Here is a 15,808-nt window from a genome sequence, read left to right as displayed (position 1 = left end):
TTGAGTAAAATAAACATTAGCCTTACGATTGATATGTTAATAAATTCCATAAAAGGACGAAGGAAGGCGATCAAACCGTAAAACCCTCGCTCTCATGCACCATGATATATAGCCGCATGTAAGCATGTAAAGGTTACTTAAACACAGTGAAAGGAATGTGAGACTTTGTGAAAAAAGTTGCATTGGTGAGCCCATTAAGAACAGCCGTGGGTTCTTTTAACAACGGACTTTCAACACTTAGCGCTACAGAATTGGGAGCTAACGTGATGTCAGCCTGCCTTCAGCAAAGCCAATTAGAGCCTGCGTTGATTGATCAGATTTATTTAGGGAATGTCCTTCAAGCGGGCACTGGCCAAAATCCTGCCAGACAGGCGGCACTAAAAGCCGGCATCCCCATTGACGTACCTGCATCAACCATAAACACGGTTTGCGGTTCAGGGCTTCATGCCGTCGCTTTAGCTTACAACTCTATTCTGGCAGAACAAGGCAGCATCCTCTTGGCTGGAGGTATGGAGAGCATGTCGAACGCCCCATATCTGCTAAGGAATGCACGAAATGGTTACAAGCTTGGCAACGGCGAATTGATAGACAGCGTGGTAGCCGACGGCCTTACGTGTCCCATCAATAAATATCACATGGGAATTACCGCAGAAAATATTGCCGAGAAATATAACATTTCAAGGCTTGAGCAGGATGAATTTGCCTATGGAAGCCAGGTCAAGGCCAAAGAGGCAAAACAAAAGCAGGTCTTTGCAGAACAGATTGTTCCCGTTAGGACCAAAATCAAAAAAGCAGATATTTGGTTCTCGGAGGATGAACATGTAAGAGGGGATACAAGCAAAGAAAAACTTTCTAATTTAAAACCTGTATTTAAGGAAAATGGATCGGTTACTGCCGGAAATGCTTCGGGGATCAATGATGGAGCGGCGGCTGTACTTGTGATGTCGGAAGACAAATGCAAGGAACATGCGGTACAACCATTGGCCTATATCAGGGGTTATTCACTGGTTGGCGTTGACCCTGCATATATGGGGATGGGTCCGGTGAGAGCTATTTCGTCACTGCTTAAAGATCAGGGAATCTCCCTCAATTCCATTGATCTATTTGAGATTAATGAAGCCTTCGCTGCACAAGCATTAGCGGTAATAAAAGAGCTTGGGGTCAACCCGGAGAAGGTGAATGTCAATGGCGGCGCAATCGCGATTGGACATCCTGTCGGTGCAAGCGGAGCCAGAATATTGGTTACATTGGTGCATGAAATGGTACGAAGATCTTCGCGTTACGGCGTAGCCTCGTTATGTATTGGAACGGGAATGGGAATCGCAATGCTGGTTGAGAATGCACTCATCTAACATTCGTCTAAAAGAAAGGGAGTCAAGATTGTTATGAATCCAAAAGAGGTTCTTTCACTGCAGTCCATGCCTGCGGCCAGCCCCAGTTACGGTCGTCCCCCCTACCGCTTCATCGACCGGGAATTTTTTATCATTACTTATGAATCCGACCCCGCTGCGATTAGACAGGCGGTCCCGGAGCCGCTTCAGCCCGATGGAAGCAATACCGTTTCCTATGAATGGATCAAGATGCCTGATTCATCCGGTCTAGGAAGCTATGAGGAGAGCGGTATTGTCATCCCGTGTACCTTTCATGGGGAACCCTGCAATTTTGTTGCCCAAATGTATTTGGATAACGCGCCTGCTATTCTTGGAGGACGTGAAGTTTGGGGGTTCCCCAAAAAATGGGCGAATCCCCGCCTAAGCGTTGAAGGTACGGAGACGCTGACCGGTACATTACATTATAACCATGTCCTGGTGGCCATGGGAACCATGCCTTTCAAACATAACATTCTCGACGAAAAGGACACGGCTACAGCCATTGCAAAAACACAAGTGAATTTAAAATTAATTCCCGACGTTGACGGTACCCCTAAAATTGCGCAGTTAGTGGCGTATAATCTCGAGAATATTACAGTAAAAGGCGCTTGGTCAGGCCCGGCCCGGTTAAGCCTGATTCCCCATGTCAATGCTCCTGTGGCAGATTTGCCGGTTAAGGCGTATATCGGCGGCAAACATTTTATTGCCGATTTAACGCTGCCATACGCAAGAGTCATTCATGACTATCTCCAGTAACCTCTAAATTCTTATATTTTCAAAAAAATATACAAGGAGTCAGAAACCATGAATAACAAATTAATCTCCGCAGAAGACGCCGTTCAGAAGGTCAAAGACGGAGACACGGTGATGGTTGGCGGTTTTCTGGCCGGAGGCCACCCGGAACAGCTCGTGCGAGCGCTTGTCGAGACCCATTCCGCCGGAAATCTCTCCATTATTTCCAATGATACAGGCACTACAGAATTATCTATATATAAGCTTGTAAAAAGCGGCAGAGTCAAACGGATTTATGCATCCTATATCGGCTCCAATCCGGAAACAGGAAGACTCCTTATGACCAAAGAAGCTGAGGTAAACCTCTTCCCGCAAGGCACGTTAGCTGAAAAAATACGTGCAGGAGGAGCGGGCTTGGGCGGTGTTTTAACACCTGTAGGTGTAGGTACCATTGTAGAGGAAGGTAAAAAGAAAATAGATATTGACGGAAGGGAATATCTGCTCGAACTGCCGCTCAAAGCGGACGTGGCGCTAATCAGAGCCCATAAGGCAGATGAAGCGGGGAATCTTGTGATCAACGGCTCCTCACGCAACTTCAACTTTGTTATGGCTATGGCGGCAGATTATGTAGTTGCCCAGACGGACGAATATGTAAAGCTCGGGGAAATTGATCCCAATCATGTCAACGTACCGGGAATTTTTATCGACGCTATTGTAAAGGTAGGGGATACGCATGAATAACCGGGAATTCATTGTAAGAAGAATCGCCCAGGAATTCAAAGACGGCGATGTGGTCAACCTGGGTATTGGCCTGCCTACCATGGCGGTAGACTATATTCCCGATAATGTTCATATTATGCTGCAGGCTGAGAACGGAATCCTCGGTGTTGGCCCCAAAGCCACCAAGGAACAAGAAAATATCGATTGTATCGATTCTGGCGGAAGTTATGTTACAACCATGACAGGAGCTTGCTTTTTTGACAGTGCGCTTTCCTTCTCCATCATCCGTGGCGGGCATGTGGACATCACTGTTTTGGGCGCCCTGGAGGTTGATGAGAACGGCAATCTTGCAAGCTGGATGATTCCAGGAAAAAAAGTGCCGGGTATGGGGGGAGCTATGGATTTGGTCGTCGGGGCCAAACGTGTCATTGTAGCCATGGACCATGTGAACAAAAATGGGGAGCCAAAAATATTAGAAAACTGCAAGCTGCCCCTGACTGCTGTAAATGTTGTGAAAACCATTGTAACTGAAATGGCGGTCATCGATGTGATTCCGGGCACAGGGCTGATGCTGAAGGAAATTGCCCCGGGTTTGTCGGTGGAGGACGTTCAAAAGGCAACCGGGGCAAAGTTGTTGATCCCGTCAAACTTGAAGGCCATTTCCGTCTGAGCAAAACGGTAACCCCGGTATTTGGCTAATTCCAAACACCGCCGTCCCCAACAACAAGCCCGCTCTCCCCAATCCGGGAGAAGCGGGCTTGTTGTGTCTCCGGTTAATGCGTATCCTTGGGCTCATCATGGGGCTCATCCAGAAAAGGCTTATTCACATAATAATACATCACGCCCATCAGCACGCCTCCACCAATCAGATTCCCAAGCGTGACCGGCACCAGATTGTGCACCACACCGCCCCAGGATATCGTACCGGGATGATCCAGCACGAGGGCAATCGCAAACGTACACATATTGGCGATACTGTGCTCATAGCCGGAAATAAAGAAGCAGAAGACGAACAGAACCATGGCGAACATTTTGGCTCCATCACTTTTCATAGACATAGGAACAAAAAAGGCTAGACATACCAGCCAATTACACAGAATCGCGCGGAAGAACAGCTGCATTGCCGGGGCTTCCATCTTGTGGGCCACCACATTGAGCAGAAATCCGTTCACACTGGAATCATAGAACAATCCTGTCAAAAAAATCAGCAGCGCAAAGGCCGTGGCCCCGAGAATATTGCCGATGTAGCTGATAACCCACATCCGCACCACCTCGGTCCACTGCAGCTTGCGTCTTAAGGCGGCATACGTGTAATAAAAGGTATCTCCGGTGAACAAATCGCCTCCACCATACGAGATCAAAATGATGGCTGCCCCGAACGTTATCGCAGCCATCGGATACGTCATCGGCGAATGTTCCATGTAGAAAAAGTTACCTGTCTTAAACGCAACAATGACGCCGAATCCAATAAACATACTGGCCAGCATTGCCCGGGCGATATAACGGAAAATGCTTTGCTGATAGATTTTCTGTTTCTTTAACGCTAATTTCTCAACCTGCAGCAGTGCCTCGTTCTCCATGTGACCTCCGATTCAGCTTATATTTTCAGCGATGTGAGGCTAAGTACTGCCTCCGGGTTATTATACCCAATAAACCGCTGGAAATTGCTTGAACCAGGGTCCGTCCAAAAATTGCAGAGTATCCACCGGAGCACCCCGCCGTTGCCGCTTTAGCTGTCATCGCCCGGATCGTTCAGTTTGACAATCGCTTCTGCCTTCTCACTGCTGGCAACGACGATAAGCACCAGTACCAGACATCCCAGAATCATCCGCTTATCCTCACTTCCTCCATATGCCGCCTCAGTGACAACTTATGTGGAGGAGCAGGGGATTATGAGTGGGGAGGTTTGATTCTTAATTCAGAAAGCTGCTAAGCTCACTGTCTTTGCCGGCCTGCTTCAAGGCCTGCGGCTGCGAAGCTTCATTGAGTCCGAGGCGGTTGTTCAGCTGCGTGTTGATGGTTGTCATTTTGGATGTATAGTCCTGGCAGCTCTCAATGATCCGGCGGTTGGACTGTTCGGAAGTATCCAGGGCGCTCAAGAGATCGCCAATAGCCTGATTCACAGCCTCCAGTGACATAGAGGGCTTAGAGAGGAGTTCCGTCGTTTTCTCCGTAGTGGTACGCAGCAGACGCGCATTTTCTTTGAATTGATCTTCGATAGTCTTATTTGTCGCCTCCACCGCAGAGATGACATTCTCCTGATCCGCCAGGGACATGGCAATCATCGCTGAGACTGTAATCAGATTCGAAGTCTTATCAATCGCGTTGTTTACGGAATCGATCAGCTTGTCGTTGTTGTCATTAATAATATCCGTAGCGGCAATCGCCTGATTGTAGAGGAGAATCATTTCCGTCATGGACTGGATACGAACCATCACCTTGCGCAGTCCGCGCTCCAGGTATGCCTTGCGGAACTCATTCTCCGGCTTGGCGATTTCAACCTCGAACAGCTCCTTCAGCTTGTTGCCGAAGGCGATTTTGGTCTGCAGGTTGTAAATCTCCTCCATGGAGGTGCGTTTGAGCTGCCGCATGTTGACGATGCTCTCTTCCAGTGTATCGCGCCCGTCACGCAGCCCGGTAACAATCGCGTCAATATTGGTGCGGACCGACTGATACTTGTATACGTAATTCTTGAGTGGACTCTTGCGCAGCATTTTGCCAAAAAAGCTGACGTTCTTGCTCTGCTGAAGCGTCTCGCACTCATTGCGCAGCTTCATAATCATGTTCGGCACTTCCACCCGTTTGCCGGACATCAGATCATTCACCGGGCGGTCCAGCAGCTTCAGGGTTTGCCCTGCCTTCTCCTGCGTCTTCACTCCCAGCTTGCCGATATCATCCATTAAGGAATCCAGGGCAACGGTGTCTGTTTTGGCGACCTTCTCAATCAGCTGCGAGGCTTCTTCCACAACCTTCTGCTCATCTTCTTTTTTGAGCTCTATCAACTGCGTGGACATGGGTTTCCCTCCTCCTATAATTCGGAACTGCTGTACCGCTGATGAATCAGTTCCGCCTTGGTCTGAAGTTCCATCAGGTCTTTATGCTCAATCGTTGAGGCGATTTCCGATATCTTGGAATCGACATCCCGCAGGCCGTTCAGCAGCATTCTCCGGTTTCTTGTTTTGGCTTCTCCGCCCAGGCGCAGAAACGGATTAATCACACCATTAAGATCCTTAAGCACCAGCCTGCGGACCGTATGGTTAATCTCGCCGTTGCCCAGCTCCTGCAGCAGCGGAATCACGCGTTGAAGCCTGGCGAACAGCGCCAGCGATTTCTCGACAATCTCATTGTCGAGCGTATCCTTCTGCCCTTCGGAGATGATCATATCCTCCAAAATGCTCAAATACTCCACTACCGGAGCGAACTCTGGGCTGACCTCAGCACTTCCCCGTCCGGCGGGAGCTTGTCCACCTGCAGCAGCAGCTCCGCTTGCGGAACCGCCCCGCTCAAGGCTGCCCGCTGCGGGAGACGGGGCGAGCGCTTCCTGCTCCTGTCCGGCGGGAAGAATCTCCGCCGGCAGATTGATGCGGTTCCGCCCCCCGCCGATAACCGCTGCACCAGCACCGGCCACCGGCAGCAGCAAAGAGATTAGCTCGGGTACAAAAGCACTCGTCAACAAAGCAACTATATAACCGGCTCCAGCGTACAACAATACTTTCCATTTCAAATGAATTGTTCTCACCTCTTGTGCGCGGTTTATGAACTGCTGCCGCTCAGGTTCACGGCATCCGTGACCACGGACTCGCCGTTTATTCTCATAATCAGCGGCTGCTCTACATGGCTGGCCAACACATTGCCGGCGAATTCCGCTGGCTGCAGCTCGCCGCCCAGTGCGCTTTTGACCGCCAAATAAGGGAAATTAATTCCGGATAGGCAGGAGATATGCAGCCCCCCGGACATCCGGGGATTGATCTCCAGCAGCTTCGGAACCCCGCCGCTGTATTTCATTTGGATATTGAAATTGAATGGAATGCGGTAAGCCCCGGCTACCCGGGAAGCGATATCCTCCAGCTCCGGGATATGCTCCATCAGCCGCAGGCGTCCGCCCGCCTTGCGGCGAGGCACCGCCGCCAGCAGTCTGCCGCTCTCATCGGCCAGGCAATCAATGCTGTACTCAAAGCCTTCGAGAAACTCCATCACCATCAGATTCGGAAAAGAATCCACACTGGAGAGTATGCGGTAGGCCTCCTCGAAAGATATGTACGGCGTAACATGGCCAAAAAGATCCTGCAAAGGATTACGGTCATTATTAATAATGCGGAAGCCAAGCCCGCCTTCGGTTTCGGTTGGCTTGAAGCAGACCTGATGTCCTTGGGCTGCAAGATCCTCGTAAGCTGCCTGGAATTGCTCCGCTGTGCTGACCACATGGTAATCCGGGATCGTCATGATTCCGGTTTCCTTGACACTCTCATAGAATTTGCCCTTGTCCATAATCTTCTCCAGCAGGTCCAGATCACGGCAGACCAGCACTTTTGTGCCTATGGCATCGAACATAGAAGCGTGTAAGGCAATATCCAGCATGTGCAGACGGGGAATAAAGATATCGATCTCATGGCTGCGGCAGAAGTCTACACAGAATTGCACATATTCAATCCCTTCAAGTTCAGGCTCCGCTGCGGCAACATCAGCGCCTTGCAGCGACATATGCCGGATATCGGAATGGGTGGCAAAGATTTGAACAGGGATGCCGTCCTCATTATTGCGGATGAGGTTCATATAATGATAAGCCACGGAAAACCAGCGGTTAAAATAAATGTTTACCTTTTTCATTGTGGCCCAACTCCTAGTGCTGTCAAATTGTTATACAGCCTCTGTACATATTCCATAATCTCATCCCCGGCAAATACACCGGCCTGCTTCGTAAAGGGATACTCCAATTTTACTAGACCTGCCTGCTGTTCGGCAAATATTTCTCCATGGCAAGGAGCGATTGCATAATCGGCGCTTGCCAGCAGACTCTTGTCCAGCAGGGAATCGCCCGACGCAACCATCGGACCGGAATTAACTGTGCGCCGCACATGGAGGATTGCATCGCTTTTGTCTACCGCCTCCGGAACCACATACAGCTTGCGGCCCTGAAGCGAAACCTTCCAGCCCCAGCTGTTCAGATGCTCTGAAAGCCGTGTAATTTCATCCAGAGGCAGCAAATCACGATGAACAACAAACGTGTAAAACAGCTCGTCGCAATACCGTTCACTGATGATCCATTCGGTCCGGACCACCGACCGCACCAGCCTCCCGGCTTCCTCAGCCGAAGCAGAGCCCCGTTCCACCAGTCTGGCTACAGCAGCCCGCCACTCCTGATCCACTACCCCATTCACCAGAATATTCCCGCCGTTGCTGGTTATCGCGTAATCGGGAATAACCGTGTACTGGAACAGATTGATCCGTCTGTACTGTGCCACTGTACGTGTAGTGACCGGCATGAAAATGATTTTGGCTGCAAGGTCCTTAAGCAGCTCCAGCGCATGCTGTGAAATATAGGAGACTGTCTTCCCGTCAACAATCTCTGCCGGAACAAGACCCTGGGAATCCTCGGGAACGCCAATTGCACTCGGCGAATAGATCAGGGTGCGGTCCAGATCGCTGGCGTAGATCATTCGCACTCCCCTTTCAGCGGCTTAATAATCCCGCAGCAGGAATACGTAAGTTCAGGGAAAATTTCCACCGGAACACCGCGGTCCTCCGCCAGCAGCAGAATATGGCGCAGATTCGGATTATCCATAGTATCGACAAGAATTTTCCAGGGTACTCTGCGGAGCAGCACGCGGGTAGTTTCGCCGACCCCGGGCTTCACCAGATTAATATCCGCTATGCCGAACTTTTCCTGAATCTTTTGAATATCACGCAAGCCCTGCCAGGTAATCTCAGGGGGAGCGGCCAGCATTCCTGCAGCGATAGCCCCAGCCTCTTCACTAACTGAAGGATAATACGGTGTAATTGCATCGATAAACACATTGGAGAGGTCCGTTTCCAGCCATTCTCTGTAGAATTTTGCTCCATGGAATTCATCAGGCCCGATGAGATCGTCCCGCAGAACAGTGCGGCTCATCAGGCCCGACACGGTGGAGTTCAGACACGCGCTCGGAATCAGATAATCTTCCCGGGTGCCAAAGGTACCCGAGCAGTGGCCCGGATCGGCAAGTACTGCCAGATCATCGCTAAGAACAATTCCATATTTGTTATATATGCTGCGGCAGGCTTCTATCAAGACCTGGCGGATAGCTCCTTTGCCGGTCCAGCCGTCGATGAACTGCAGCTTCGCTTCCATTCCATGCTGCTGCAGCATATAGAGAATAGCGTTCTCATCGATGCCTTTGCCCCGGATAATCGATATGCTGTAATGAGGCAGTTCGACCCCGTAACGCGCAGAGATATAACGTTTAATCAGTACACCAATGGGAGTGCCGGCTCTCGCCAGGGATACCAGGACCGTACCCCCGGTTCCCCGCTGAGCCACAATCATTTCGGAGACAGCTGCGACCGCCAGCGCTACCTTCTCTGCCGATTGCTGAAGCGTCTCATGGAACAGCGCAATATACTGCGCGGTCGGCTGATATTCAACAGGGAGCATCTCCGAATAATGCACACCCGACTGGATGGCTGCTTCCCGCTCAGTGGTCCCGCGCTCCAAATGCACATCACTGAGATCCTTAAGCAGAAACGTAACATCAGACGGACGATAGCTGCCCAGCGCCACAGGCGGCGCAATTTTTTTATTCATGATGTTGTCCAGATCTGTTCCCTTCATCCGGTCAAACCTCCCTCTTCTGAATCAGAGGCCAGGACAACAAGATGCACCTTGCTCCCCGCCAGCCGCTTCAGAATATCCGTCATCGGTTCAATCCTCCGGCGGGGCACGTCACGCTCAAGAAGCACAAAAATCTCATCATATTGGCCAGGTTCCACGTTGTAGATATAATTGGTAATCCCCGGGTCCACGGCTGACGGATAGGCTGCCGCACTGTGGACGCCGTAATCGGATCGCCGTTCGGGGTGGATCGGGCTGCGGGTCGAGGACTGATACCTGACCCCTTCCCCCATCTCCGCCGCGATTCTCATCGGCAGATACATGAACTCGCCGACTCCAAGCACGAGTGCAGTTCCCCCTTCACGGTGCCCGCGAAGCTGTGCAGCTGCCTGTGCAATCCCTTGATCCAACCGCTTGTTATCCTCTGACTCTAACCCGAACCGTCCGCTGTGCTTCAGATAAGGTGACGGGTTGATCTCTCCAGAGGAGTCTGAGGAGGTCACGTTCAGCCGCTCCAGGCCGTCCTGCACATAGGTGAGGATCACCGGAGCTTCAGTGGCAATGGAGGGCTTCGCCCCAACCTCTACCAGGCTCAGCTGAGGCGTGCCTTTCACTTCAATTGTCCCCTGCAGCAAGCTTAAAGCCCTGATGCGGATACCCAACTCCTGCTCCAGATCACGGTAAGCCTGAATGTTGGCGCTGCTGCGCCAATCGAGAAGGGAAGCAACCACATATTCCTTGCGCGGAAACTTGGACTGGATATCACGAATGGTATTGACCGCCGTATTGCCGGTAGTAATTTCATCATCTACCAGCACCACAGGATCTTCCCCGGACAGCAGCTCAGCATTCAGGGCATAACATAAATGATCAACCGCATGGGAATGCTCTTCCTCAAAGCTGACCACTGATACAAGTTCCGGTATGTCTTCACGGGTAGTATGAATATAGGATGCACCTTTGGCAAACATATGGTACATGCTGTGGCCCAGGGCTGTTGCGGTCTCGGCAAAGCCGATAAACAAAACACGCTCCGGGAGAACCAGCCGGGCATCCAGCAGATCACGGTAGGCCGCCTCTGCATGCTCCGGATGAATCAGTCCGTGAACGGCTTGATTTAGCAGCTTGTCCATCCGTCCGCCGTCCGCCGCCTCTCCGCCCATCTCCTGATAGAGCAGTAGTGCCAGCGCGGCACCGCTGAGCAGCGGAGTATACGGATTGACTGGGATATGCTTCCCGAGCACCTTGCTGACAAACAGAAATGAGCGTTTCTTATTAATCCGGGCCGCCATCGCGAACAAGGCGTGGACCGGAATTTGAAAAGGGTTGGAGGTTTCAGTTACCGTAACCTGCAGGTTCTCAACAATATTAAACGTGTGTGTATTCGTTCTCGGGCAATAATCCGACAAAATGCTGTTGTTCATGTAACACCCCGTATATTTGAGATCGTAGTAAGACACGTTTCGCCCAGTTCAGATGGGGCTTAATTTCATTCATCTTGTTGTAATACTCGCTTTTGAACACCCCGCGGCTGCCATCATTGCTCTCGACAATACTTAAGGCGTCCACATATTCCTCATGCATCACCGTATACATGGCCTGCACAGGTCTCAGGTGGGAGGGGTGAATGATCGTCTTGCCGACAATCCCGTTCTCCTTATCCAAAAGCACTTCACGGAAGAGCCCGTCCATGGCGCTGGTAATATAGTGATTGCGGATTTCGCGGCCCTGCTTGCCATAGGTATCCTCAAAAGGAGTCTGCCGGAGCTGCGGACGCAGGACCCGGTGCCCTTTGTTCGCGAAGTATTCCCATACCGGGCCCGAGACGACATATCCCTCCTCCACCCGGCCGAACACATTGATAATATCGGAGATGCAGTCACGGATCGGCGTCAGATCATAAATGCTGATATCCGGACTGCGCCGCAGCCCGAACAGACTGGAGAAATCCGTCGCCCCGATGCGGACATTCAGTACATACTCACGGTATTCACCCAGCAAATCGCGGATACCAAGCAGCGTGTCAAGCCGGCTTTCCCGGTATATGACCGGTGCGCTCTCCAGGATCGGCATACCGTACAGCACAGGAGCCGAATAGCTGCGGGAGCTGTTATAATCCGCTATTGCCTCGAAGTATTCCACTCCGTTCTCCAAAGTGAATTTGGGAAATACAAAGCCGGTCAGCATAGTAATTAAAGTGCCCAGCCGGAAAATCAGCTGCTGCAGCTGCTCCGGATTGCGTACACGGACAAACAGCAGCGGGAGACTATTCCTTAGCTCCGGCTCATTGTCGGCATAGGCCGAGAGGAACGCAAGATGTCTCACAATAGATTCCTCGGCAAAATCAACTTCGCCGTCGCCAATGGCATCCTCCAGATCCATAATCACCGTTACCAATCCCGAAGCCTTAAGCTTCAAAATATCTTCAGCGACACTGGGACGGGTAGCCGGCATATATAGGGCCGCTCCAACAGCATACGCCAGGAGCTCCTTATGTGTGGCAGAGTTAAATGAAACAGGCGGAGAGTAGAATAAGGACATTTCTTGTTCTTTGGTCAGGTAATCGAAGTATCTCAAGGCCTTTCCCCCTTATCGGTTCACGAAGAAGCGCTGCAAAAACGAATAACCTCTCCTTATAGAGAGCAGTAGAACCGGCTGCGCCGTCCTCTCGGGGACGGCATCCGGCTTTCTCAAATACAAGCAAAGGCCATGCTATTATCTATACGATTACCTAGCAGAGGAGATCCACCTTCCCTGTGGACGTCTCCTCTGCCTATAAAACAGTGACTCGCATCAAGACTGCCGCTTCAGTTAAACTTTACGGTTAGCCTCTCTTTTTTTCTTGCCCGAGCTGTACAAGATTGTTCCCACAAAGACTGCTATCAGAATAGTGAAGAACACCACATGCGACATTTCGTAGCCAAAGGCTCCAGCCATCATTTTGCCGGCAATAATAGCGATCAGCAGAAACGCCGTCTGCTCCAATTCAGGGAATCTGGCAATGAGCTTCAGGAACAGCTGGGCCACACCGCGCATCATCAGTACGCCGAGTATACCGCCCAGGAACAGTACCCAGACCTTATCGCTAAGTCCGAAAGCGGCCACAACGCTATCAATACTGAAGGCAATATCCATTAACTCAACCATCAGCACCGTTCGCCAAAAAGAGGTGCCTTTATTCTCTGTGTGATCTTCCTCGCCGCCTTTAAACAAACCTTTGTAGGCGATATAGAAGAGATAGAGCGCACCCAGAACCTTAACGAGCGTAAACTTAATCAGGAAGGTCCCGAGGCCAATGGCCAGGAATCTGAATAAATACGCACCCAAAATCCCGTAGAACAACGCCTTTTTCTGCTGTTCTTTGGGTAAATGCTTGACCATAACCGCCAGTACGAGTGCATTATCTGCGGAGAGCAGACCTTCCAGCAGCACCAGACTTCCAATGATCCCCCAGCTTACAGGGTCAGAGAGGGTGCCTACAATATCGCTCCACGAGAAGAAGTGCCCGTAGTTTTCGCTTATACTCCTAAAAAAATCGCTGAACCAGTCCATTCCATCTTGCCTCCGGTAAAATAGTTTATTTACTGCCCGCTACCCACTGCAGGCCCCATCCATATGCCTGGTCCATTTCGCGATGCCCGCTGAAATATTGCACAAGTCTTTCAATACTGAACGTTTCATTCCCGACATTCTGGACCATGGCTATGGCGCACATGCCCTTCCGGTTGTTATGCTCGTCCAAATGGACAATAATATCCGGCCCGCCGCCTTGAGTTATGGTAACTACACCATCTGCTTCGGACCAATGGGTAACGCCCTTGTAGATAAAAGCAAAAATTAAAATTCTTTCGATTTCCGCAACCTTACTCCCGTTTATACGCAGGTTTTCTCCAGAGGTTACGGAGCCTGTCCGGTCATCTCCATCCAGCATTACAAAGGGCGGCTGCTGAAAGTGGCCGAAGGCATTGCCAAGCGCCTGCACAACGCCCTTGTGGCCACTTTTGAGTTCATAGAGGCAGGCTAGATCCAAATCCACGCCGCCCTTGCGGCTGAACAGTCCGCCGCCCTGCTTCTGATTCCAGTTGAGGTTGACCAACACTTCACCCAGTCCCGCAGCGGATTTCTTCAAGTTAATGGAGTCGCCTTTTTTCTTCAGCTCAATCTTCTTCAGATTAAGATTCAGCGGCGCAGAGGAAGAAATCTCCTGCCGCCCGGAAGGAGGCGCAGCAGATCCGGCCGCCGGCTGGATCACCGGTATCACCGGAGCCTCCGGTTGGGCTCTCTGCCGCTCTGCCGGCTCCGGCTTGGGGGAAGCTGGAGCCGGCTCCTCCGACACCTCAATTCCATAATTGCTGCAGAGCGCCTGCAGCCCGCCGTCAAAACCCGCCACAATGGCGCTGAACTTCCATTCACCGCTGTATCTATATAATTCTCCTACCACAACAGCCGTTTCTACGGAGAAATGACTTTCAAGATTACATCGCAGGATTTCCGAGCCTGTCGCCTGATTCAGAATCCGGCAATGAGCTTCACTCATTTGCCCGAAGCTTTGCTTGCGGTTCTCGCCGTCATAGAGTGTAAGCGTAAATGCAATTCTCATGATGTCCGGGGGAATCTTGTCCAGTTCGACTTCGAACTGCCTGAGGCCCCCTGAAGCTTGGCCCGGCACGTCCTTATACCGGATATAAGATGTAGACGGATTATTATAAAAGATCAGGTCATCATCCCCGCGCACCTTACCCTCAGAACCAAGCAGGAACGCCGAGGCGTCAATTTCCATCGAAGAAGGGGCATTCCAGGCGATCTCTGCAATCATGTGACGGAGTCCCGGATTGCCTTTGGTCAGGTCTGCCTTCTGTCCTTTAACCACTTGAGTGCTCATTCTTACGCCACCTTTTGAGAAGCATAAATCTGCTAATATTTATAAAAAGGGCAGGATCGCTAAGATCCCGCCTTTGAAGCTACTATTGCGCGTCCAGTCCGTAGTTCCTGCACAAGGCACTAAGGCCGCCGGCAAACCCGCTTCCCACCGCCTGGAACTTCCAATCCGCACCATGGCGGTAGAATTCACAGAATACAACAGCAGTTTCTGTTGAGAAATCCTCACCCAGATCGAACCGCAGAATCTCACGGTCACTGGAAGCATCTACAACACGCACAAATGCATTGGAGACTTGTCCAAAGTTCTGGACTCTTGCCTCATAATCATAAATGGTTACTGTAATGCCGATACGCTGAATATTCGCGGGAACCTTGCTGAAATCCACAAGGATCTGCTCGTCATCCCCATCGCCTTCCCCTGTACGGTTATCCCCCGTATGGGTTACAGATCCGGTGCCGCCGGAAGGATTATTGTAGAAGACAAAATCATCCTCACCTTTGGCTTTGCCATCCTCATGGAGCAAAAATGCCGAAGCGTCCAAGTCAAAATCCTTGCCGCCGCTATATTTGTTCGTATCCCAGCCGAGTCCCACAACAACCTTCGTCAGGCCCGGATTGGTCTTGGTAAGATCAATCCGCTGTCCTTTGGAAAGACTGATCGTCACTGGTAACAACCTTCTTTCGTGAATAGTTTCATTTAACAGAAGCCACAGATTTTATTGCAGCCCGTAATCGCGGGTCAAGCCGGCAAGACCATCTTTGTACCCGCTGCCGATGGCATTGAATTTCCATTCTGCGCCGTTGCGGTACAGTTCGCCTACCACTACGCCGGTTTCAATGGAGAAGTCTTCTCCCAGGTCAAACCGGATCAATTCTTCGCTGTTGGCATCATTTACAATACGCACATAAGAGCGGGAGACTTGTCCAAAGTTCTGGCTTCTGGCCTCAGCTTCATAGATGGTAATCGTAAAGGCCACTTTATCCACATCTGCCGGAATGTTCAGCAGATCGACTTGAATTTGCTCATCGTCCCCGTCGCCTTCGCCTGTGCGGTTGTCACCGGTGTGGATGACGGAACCGTTCTCGTTCTGCTTGTTGTTGAAGAAAATGAAGTTGCTCTCTTTATCCACTTTACCGCTGGCATTGGTCAAAAAGACGGAAACGTCCAAGTCGAAATCTTTACCGCCATCGTATTTATTGGTGTCCCAGCCGAGGCCGACTGTGATTTTGGAAAGACCCGGGTTGGTTTTGGTCAGATCGATTTTTTGCCCTTTGGATAAATTAATCGCCATGAATA

The 15,808-nt window shown here is 50.9% G+C and carries 16 protein-coding genes; 4 read left to right on the top strand and 12 right to left on the bottom strand.

From position 1 onward, the window contains the following. The first annotated feature begins 167 nt into the window (after positions 1–167). Genes PGRAT_RS02120 through PGRAT_RS02105 form a run of 4 tightly spaced genes read left to right on the top strand, consistent with a single transcriptional unit; the run spans position 168 to position 3,492 of the window. Complete coding sequence (locus PGRAT_RS02120; protein ID WP_025706994.1) at positions 168–1,352, top strand: acetyl-CoA C-acetyltransferase; 1,185 nt, start codon at positions 168–170, stop codon at positions 1,350–1,352. A 33-nt stretch (positions 1,353–1,385) separates the two neighbouring features. Next, positions 1,386–2,126: an acetoacetate decarboxylase gene (locus PGRAT_RS02115; protein ID WP_025706993.1), complete on the top strand. Its 741-nt coding sequence runs from the start codon at positions 1,386–1,388 to the stop codon at positions 2,124–2,126. A 48-nt stretch (positions 2,127–2,174) separates the two neighbouring features. Next, positions 2,175–2,843 (top strand): CoA transferase subunit A, encoded by a 669-nt coding sequence (locus PGRAT_RS02110; protein WP_025706992.1) that lies wholly within the window; start codon positions 2,175–2,177, stop codon positions 2,841–2,843. Then, positions 2,836–3,492, top strand: a complete 657-nt coding sequence (locus PGRAT_RS02105) for a 3-oxoacid CoA-transferase subunit B (RefSeq protein ID WP_025706991.1) — start codon at positions 2,836–2,838, stop codon at positions 3,490–3,492. Before PGRAT_RS02110 ends, PGRAT_RS02105 begins: the two co-directional genes overlap by 8 nt. A 103-nt stretch (positions 3,493–3,595) precedes the next feature. Here PGRAT_RS02105 and PGRAT_RS02100 read toward each other — a convergent pair whose 3' ends face one another. The 12 genes from PGRAT_RS02100 to PGRAT_RS02045 form a co-directional block, all read right to left on the bottom strand. Beyond that, the gene (locus PGRAT_RS02100) at positions 3,596–4,402 is read right to left on the bottom strand and encodes a formate/nitrite transporter family protein (RefSeq protein WP_025706989.1); all 807 of its coding nucleotides are present in this window, start codon (positions 4,400–4,402) and stop codon (positions 3,596–3,598) included. A 333-nt stretch (positions 4,403–4,735) separates the two neighbouring features. Further along, positions 4,736–5,836: a toxic anion resistance protein gene (locus PGRAT_RS02095; protein WP_025706988.1), complete on the bottom strand. Its 1,101-nt coding sequence runs from the start codon at positions 5,834–5,836 to the stop codon at positions 4,736–4,738. A 14-nt stretch (positions 5,837–5,850) separates the two neighbouring features. Further along, positions 5,851–6,552 carry a hypothetical protein gene (locus tag PGRAT_RS02090; protein WP_081954783.1) on the bottom strand — a complete coding sequence of 234 codons (702 nt, stop codon included), beginning with the start codon at positions 6,550–6,552 and terminating at the stop codon, positions 5,851–5,853. Between the two features lie 23 nt (positions 6,553–6,575). Continuing rightward, positions 6,576–7,649 carry an ATP-grasp domain-containing protein gene (locus tag PGRAT_RS02085; protein ID WP_025709043.1) on the bottom strand — a complete coding sequence of 358 codons (1,074 nt, stop codon included), beginning with the start codon at positions 7,647–7,649 and terminating at the stop codon, positions 6,576–6,578. Further along, complete coding sequence (locus tag PGRAT_RS02080; protein ID WP_025709041.1) at positions 7,646–8,479, bottom strand: HAD family hydrolase; 834 nt, start codon at positions 8,477–8,479, stop codon at positions 7,646–7,648. Before PGRAT_RS02080 ends, PGRAT_RS02085 begins: the two co-directional genes overlap by 4 nt. After that, positions 8,476–9,630, bottom strand: coding sequence for a cysteine protease StiP family protein (locus PGRAT_RS02075; protein ID WP_025709040.1), 1,155 nt, complete (start codon positions 9,628–9,630; stop codon positions 8,476–8,478). Before PGRAT_RS02075 ends, PGRAT_RS02080 begins: the two co-directional genes overlap by 4 nt. Beyond that, positions 9,627–10,922: a phosphoribosyltransferase family protein gene (locus PGRAT_RS02070; RefSeq protein ID WP_042267747.1), complete on the bottom strand. Its 1,296-nt coding sequence runs from the start codon at positions 10,920–10,922 to the stop codon at positions 9,627–9,629. The genes PGRAT_RS02075 and PGRAT_RS02070 overlap by 4 nt, the downstream gene beginning before the upstream one ends. A 76-nt stretch (positions 10,923–10,998) precedes the next feature. Continuing rightward, complete coding sequence (locus PGRAT_RS02065) at positions 10,999–12,207, bottom strand: HpcH/HpaI aldolase/citrate lyase family protein (protein WP_238326924.1); 1,209 nt, start codon at positions 12,205–12,207, stop codon at positions 10,999–11,001. A 234-nt stretch (positions 12,208–12,441) separates the two neighbouring features. Continuing rightward, positions 12,442–13,182 (bottom strand): TerC family protein, encoded by a 741-nt coding sequence (locus tag PGRAT_RS02060; RefSeq protein ID WP_025709037.1) that lies wholly within the window; start codon positions 13,180–13,182, stop codon positions 12,442–12,444. Positions 13,183–13,207: 25 nt separating this feature from the next. Next, positions 13,208–14,512: a TerD family protein gene (locus PGRAT_RS02055; protein WP_025709036.1), complete on the bottom strand. Its 1,305-nt coding sequence runs from the start codon at positions 14,510–14,512 to the stop codon at positions 13,208–13,210. Between the two features lie 82 nt (positions 14,513–14,594). Next, complete coding sequence (locus tag PGRAT_RS02050) at positions 14,595–15,176, bottom strand: TerD family protein (protein WP_025709035.1); 582 nt, start codon at positions 15,174–15,176, stop codon at positions 14,595–14,597. A 51-nt stretch (positions 15,177–15,227) separates the two neighbouring features. Beyond that, complete coding sequence (locus PGRAT_RS02045) at positions 15,228–15,803, bottom strand: TerD family protein (RefSeq protein WP_025709034.1); 576 nt, start codon at positions 15,801–15,803, stop codon at positions 15,228–15,230. Positions 15,804–15,808 lie beyond the last annotated feature (5 nt).

It is taken from the genome of Paenibacillus graminis, assembly GCF_000758705.1.
GTDB lineage: Bacteria > Bacillota > Bacilli > Paenibacillales > Paenibacillaceae > Paenibacillus_AQ > Paenibacillus_AQ graminis.
This window is presented reverse-complemented; position numbering and strand designations above follow the sequence as displayed.

Excerpts from the sequence above, each read along its gene's own strand:
- PGRAT_RS02100 (WP_025706989.1), bottom strand. The coding sequence starts at position 4,402 with ATGGAGAACGAGGCACTGCTGCAGGTTGAGAAATTAGCGTTAAAGAAA.
- PGRAT_RS02095 (WP_025706988.1), bottom strand. The coding sequence starts at position 5,836 with ATGTCCACGCAGTTGATAGAGCTCAAAAAAGAAGATGAGCAGAAGGTT.
- PGRAT_RS02115 (WP_025706993.1), top strand. The coding sequence starts at position 1,386 with ATGAATCCAAAAGAGGTTCTTTCACTGCAGTCCATGCCTGCGGCCAGC.
- PGRAT_RS02070 (WP_042267747.1), bottom strand. The coding sequence starts at position 10,922 with ATGGCGGCCCGGATTAATAAGAAACGCTCATTTCTGTTTGTCAGCAAG.
- PGRAT_RS02110 (WP_025706992.1), top strand. The coding sequence starts at position 2,175 with ATGAATAACAAATTAATCTCCGCAGAAGACGCCGTTCAGAAGGTCAAA.
- PGRAT_RS02105 (WP_025706991.1), top strand. The coding sequence starts at position 2,836 with ATGAATAACCGGGAATTCATTGTAAGAAGAATCGCCCAGGAATTCAAA.
- PGRAT_RS02060 (WP_025709037.1), bottom strand. The coding sequence starts at position 13,182 with ATGGACTGGTTCAGCGATTTTTTTAGGAGTATAAGCGAAAACTACGGG.
- PGRAT_RS02080 (WP_025709041.1), bottom strand. The coding sequence starts at position 8,479 with ATGATCTACGCCAGCGATCTGGACCGCACCCTGATCTATTCGCCGAGT.
- PGRAT_RS02045 (WP_025709034.1), bottom strand. The coding sequence starts at position 15,803 with ATGGCGATTAATTTATCCAAAGGGCAAAAAATCGATCTGACCAAAACC.
- PGRAT_RS02085 (WP_025709043.1), bottom strand. The coding sequence starts at position 7,649 with ATGAAAAAGGTAAACATTTATTTTAACCGCTGGTTTTCCGTGGCTTAT.
- PGRAT_RS02055 (WP_025709036.1), bottom strand. The coding sequence starts at position 14,512 with ATGAGCACTCAAGTGGTTAAAGGACAGAAGGCAGACCTGACCAAAGGC.
- PGRAT_RS02075 (WP_025709040.1), bottom strand. The coding sequence starts at position 9,630 with ATGAAGGGAACAGATCTGGACAACATCATGAATAAAAAAATTGCGCCG.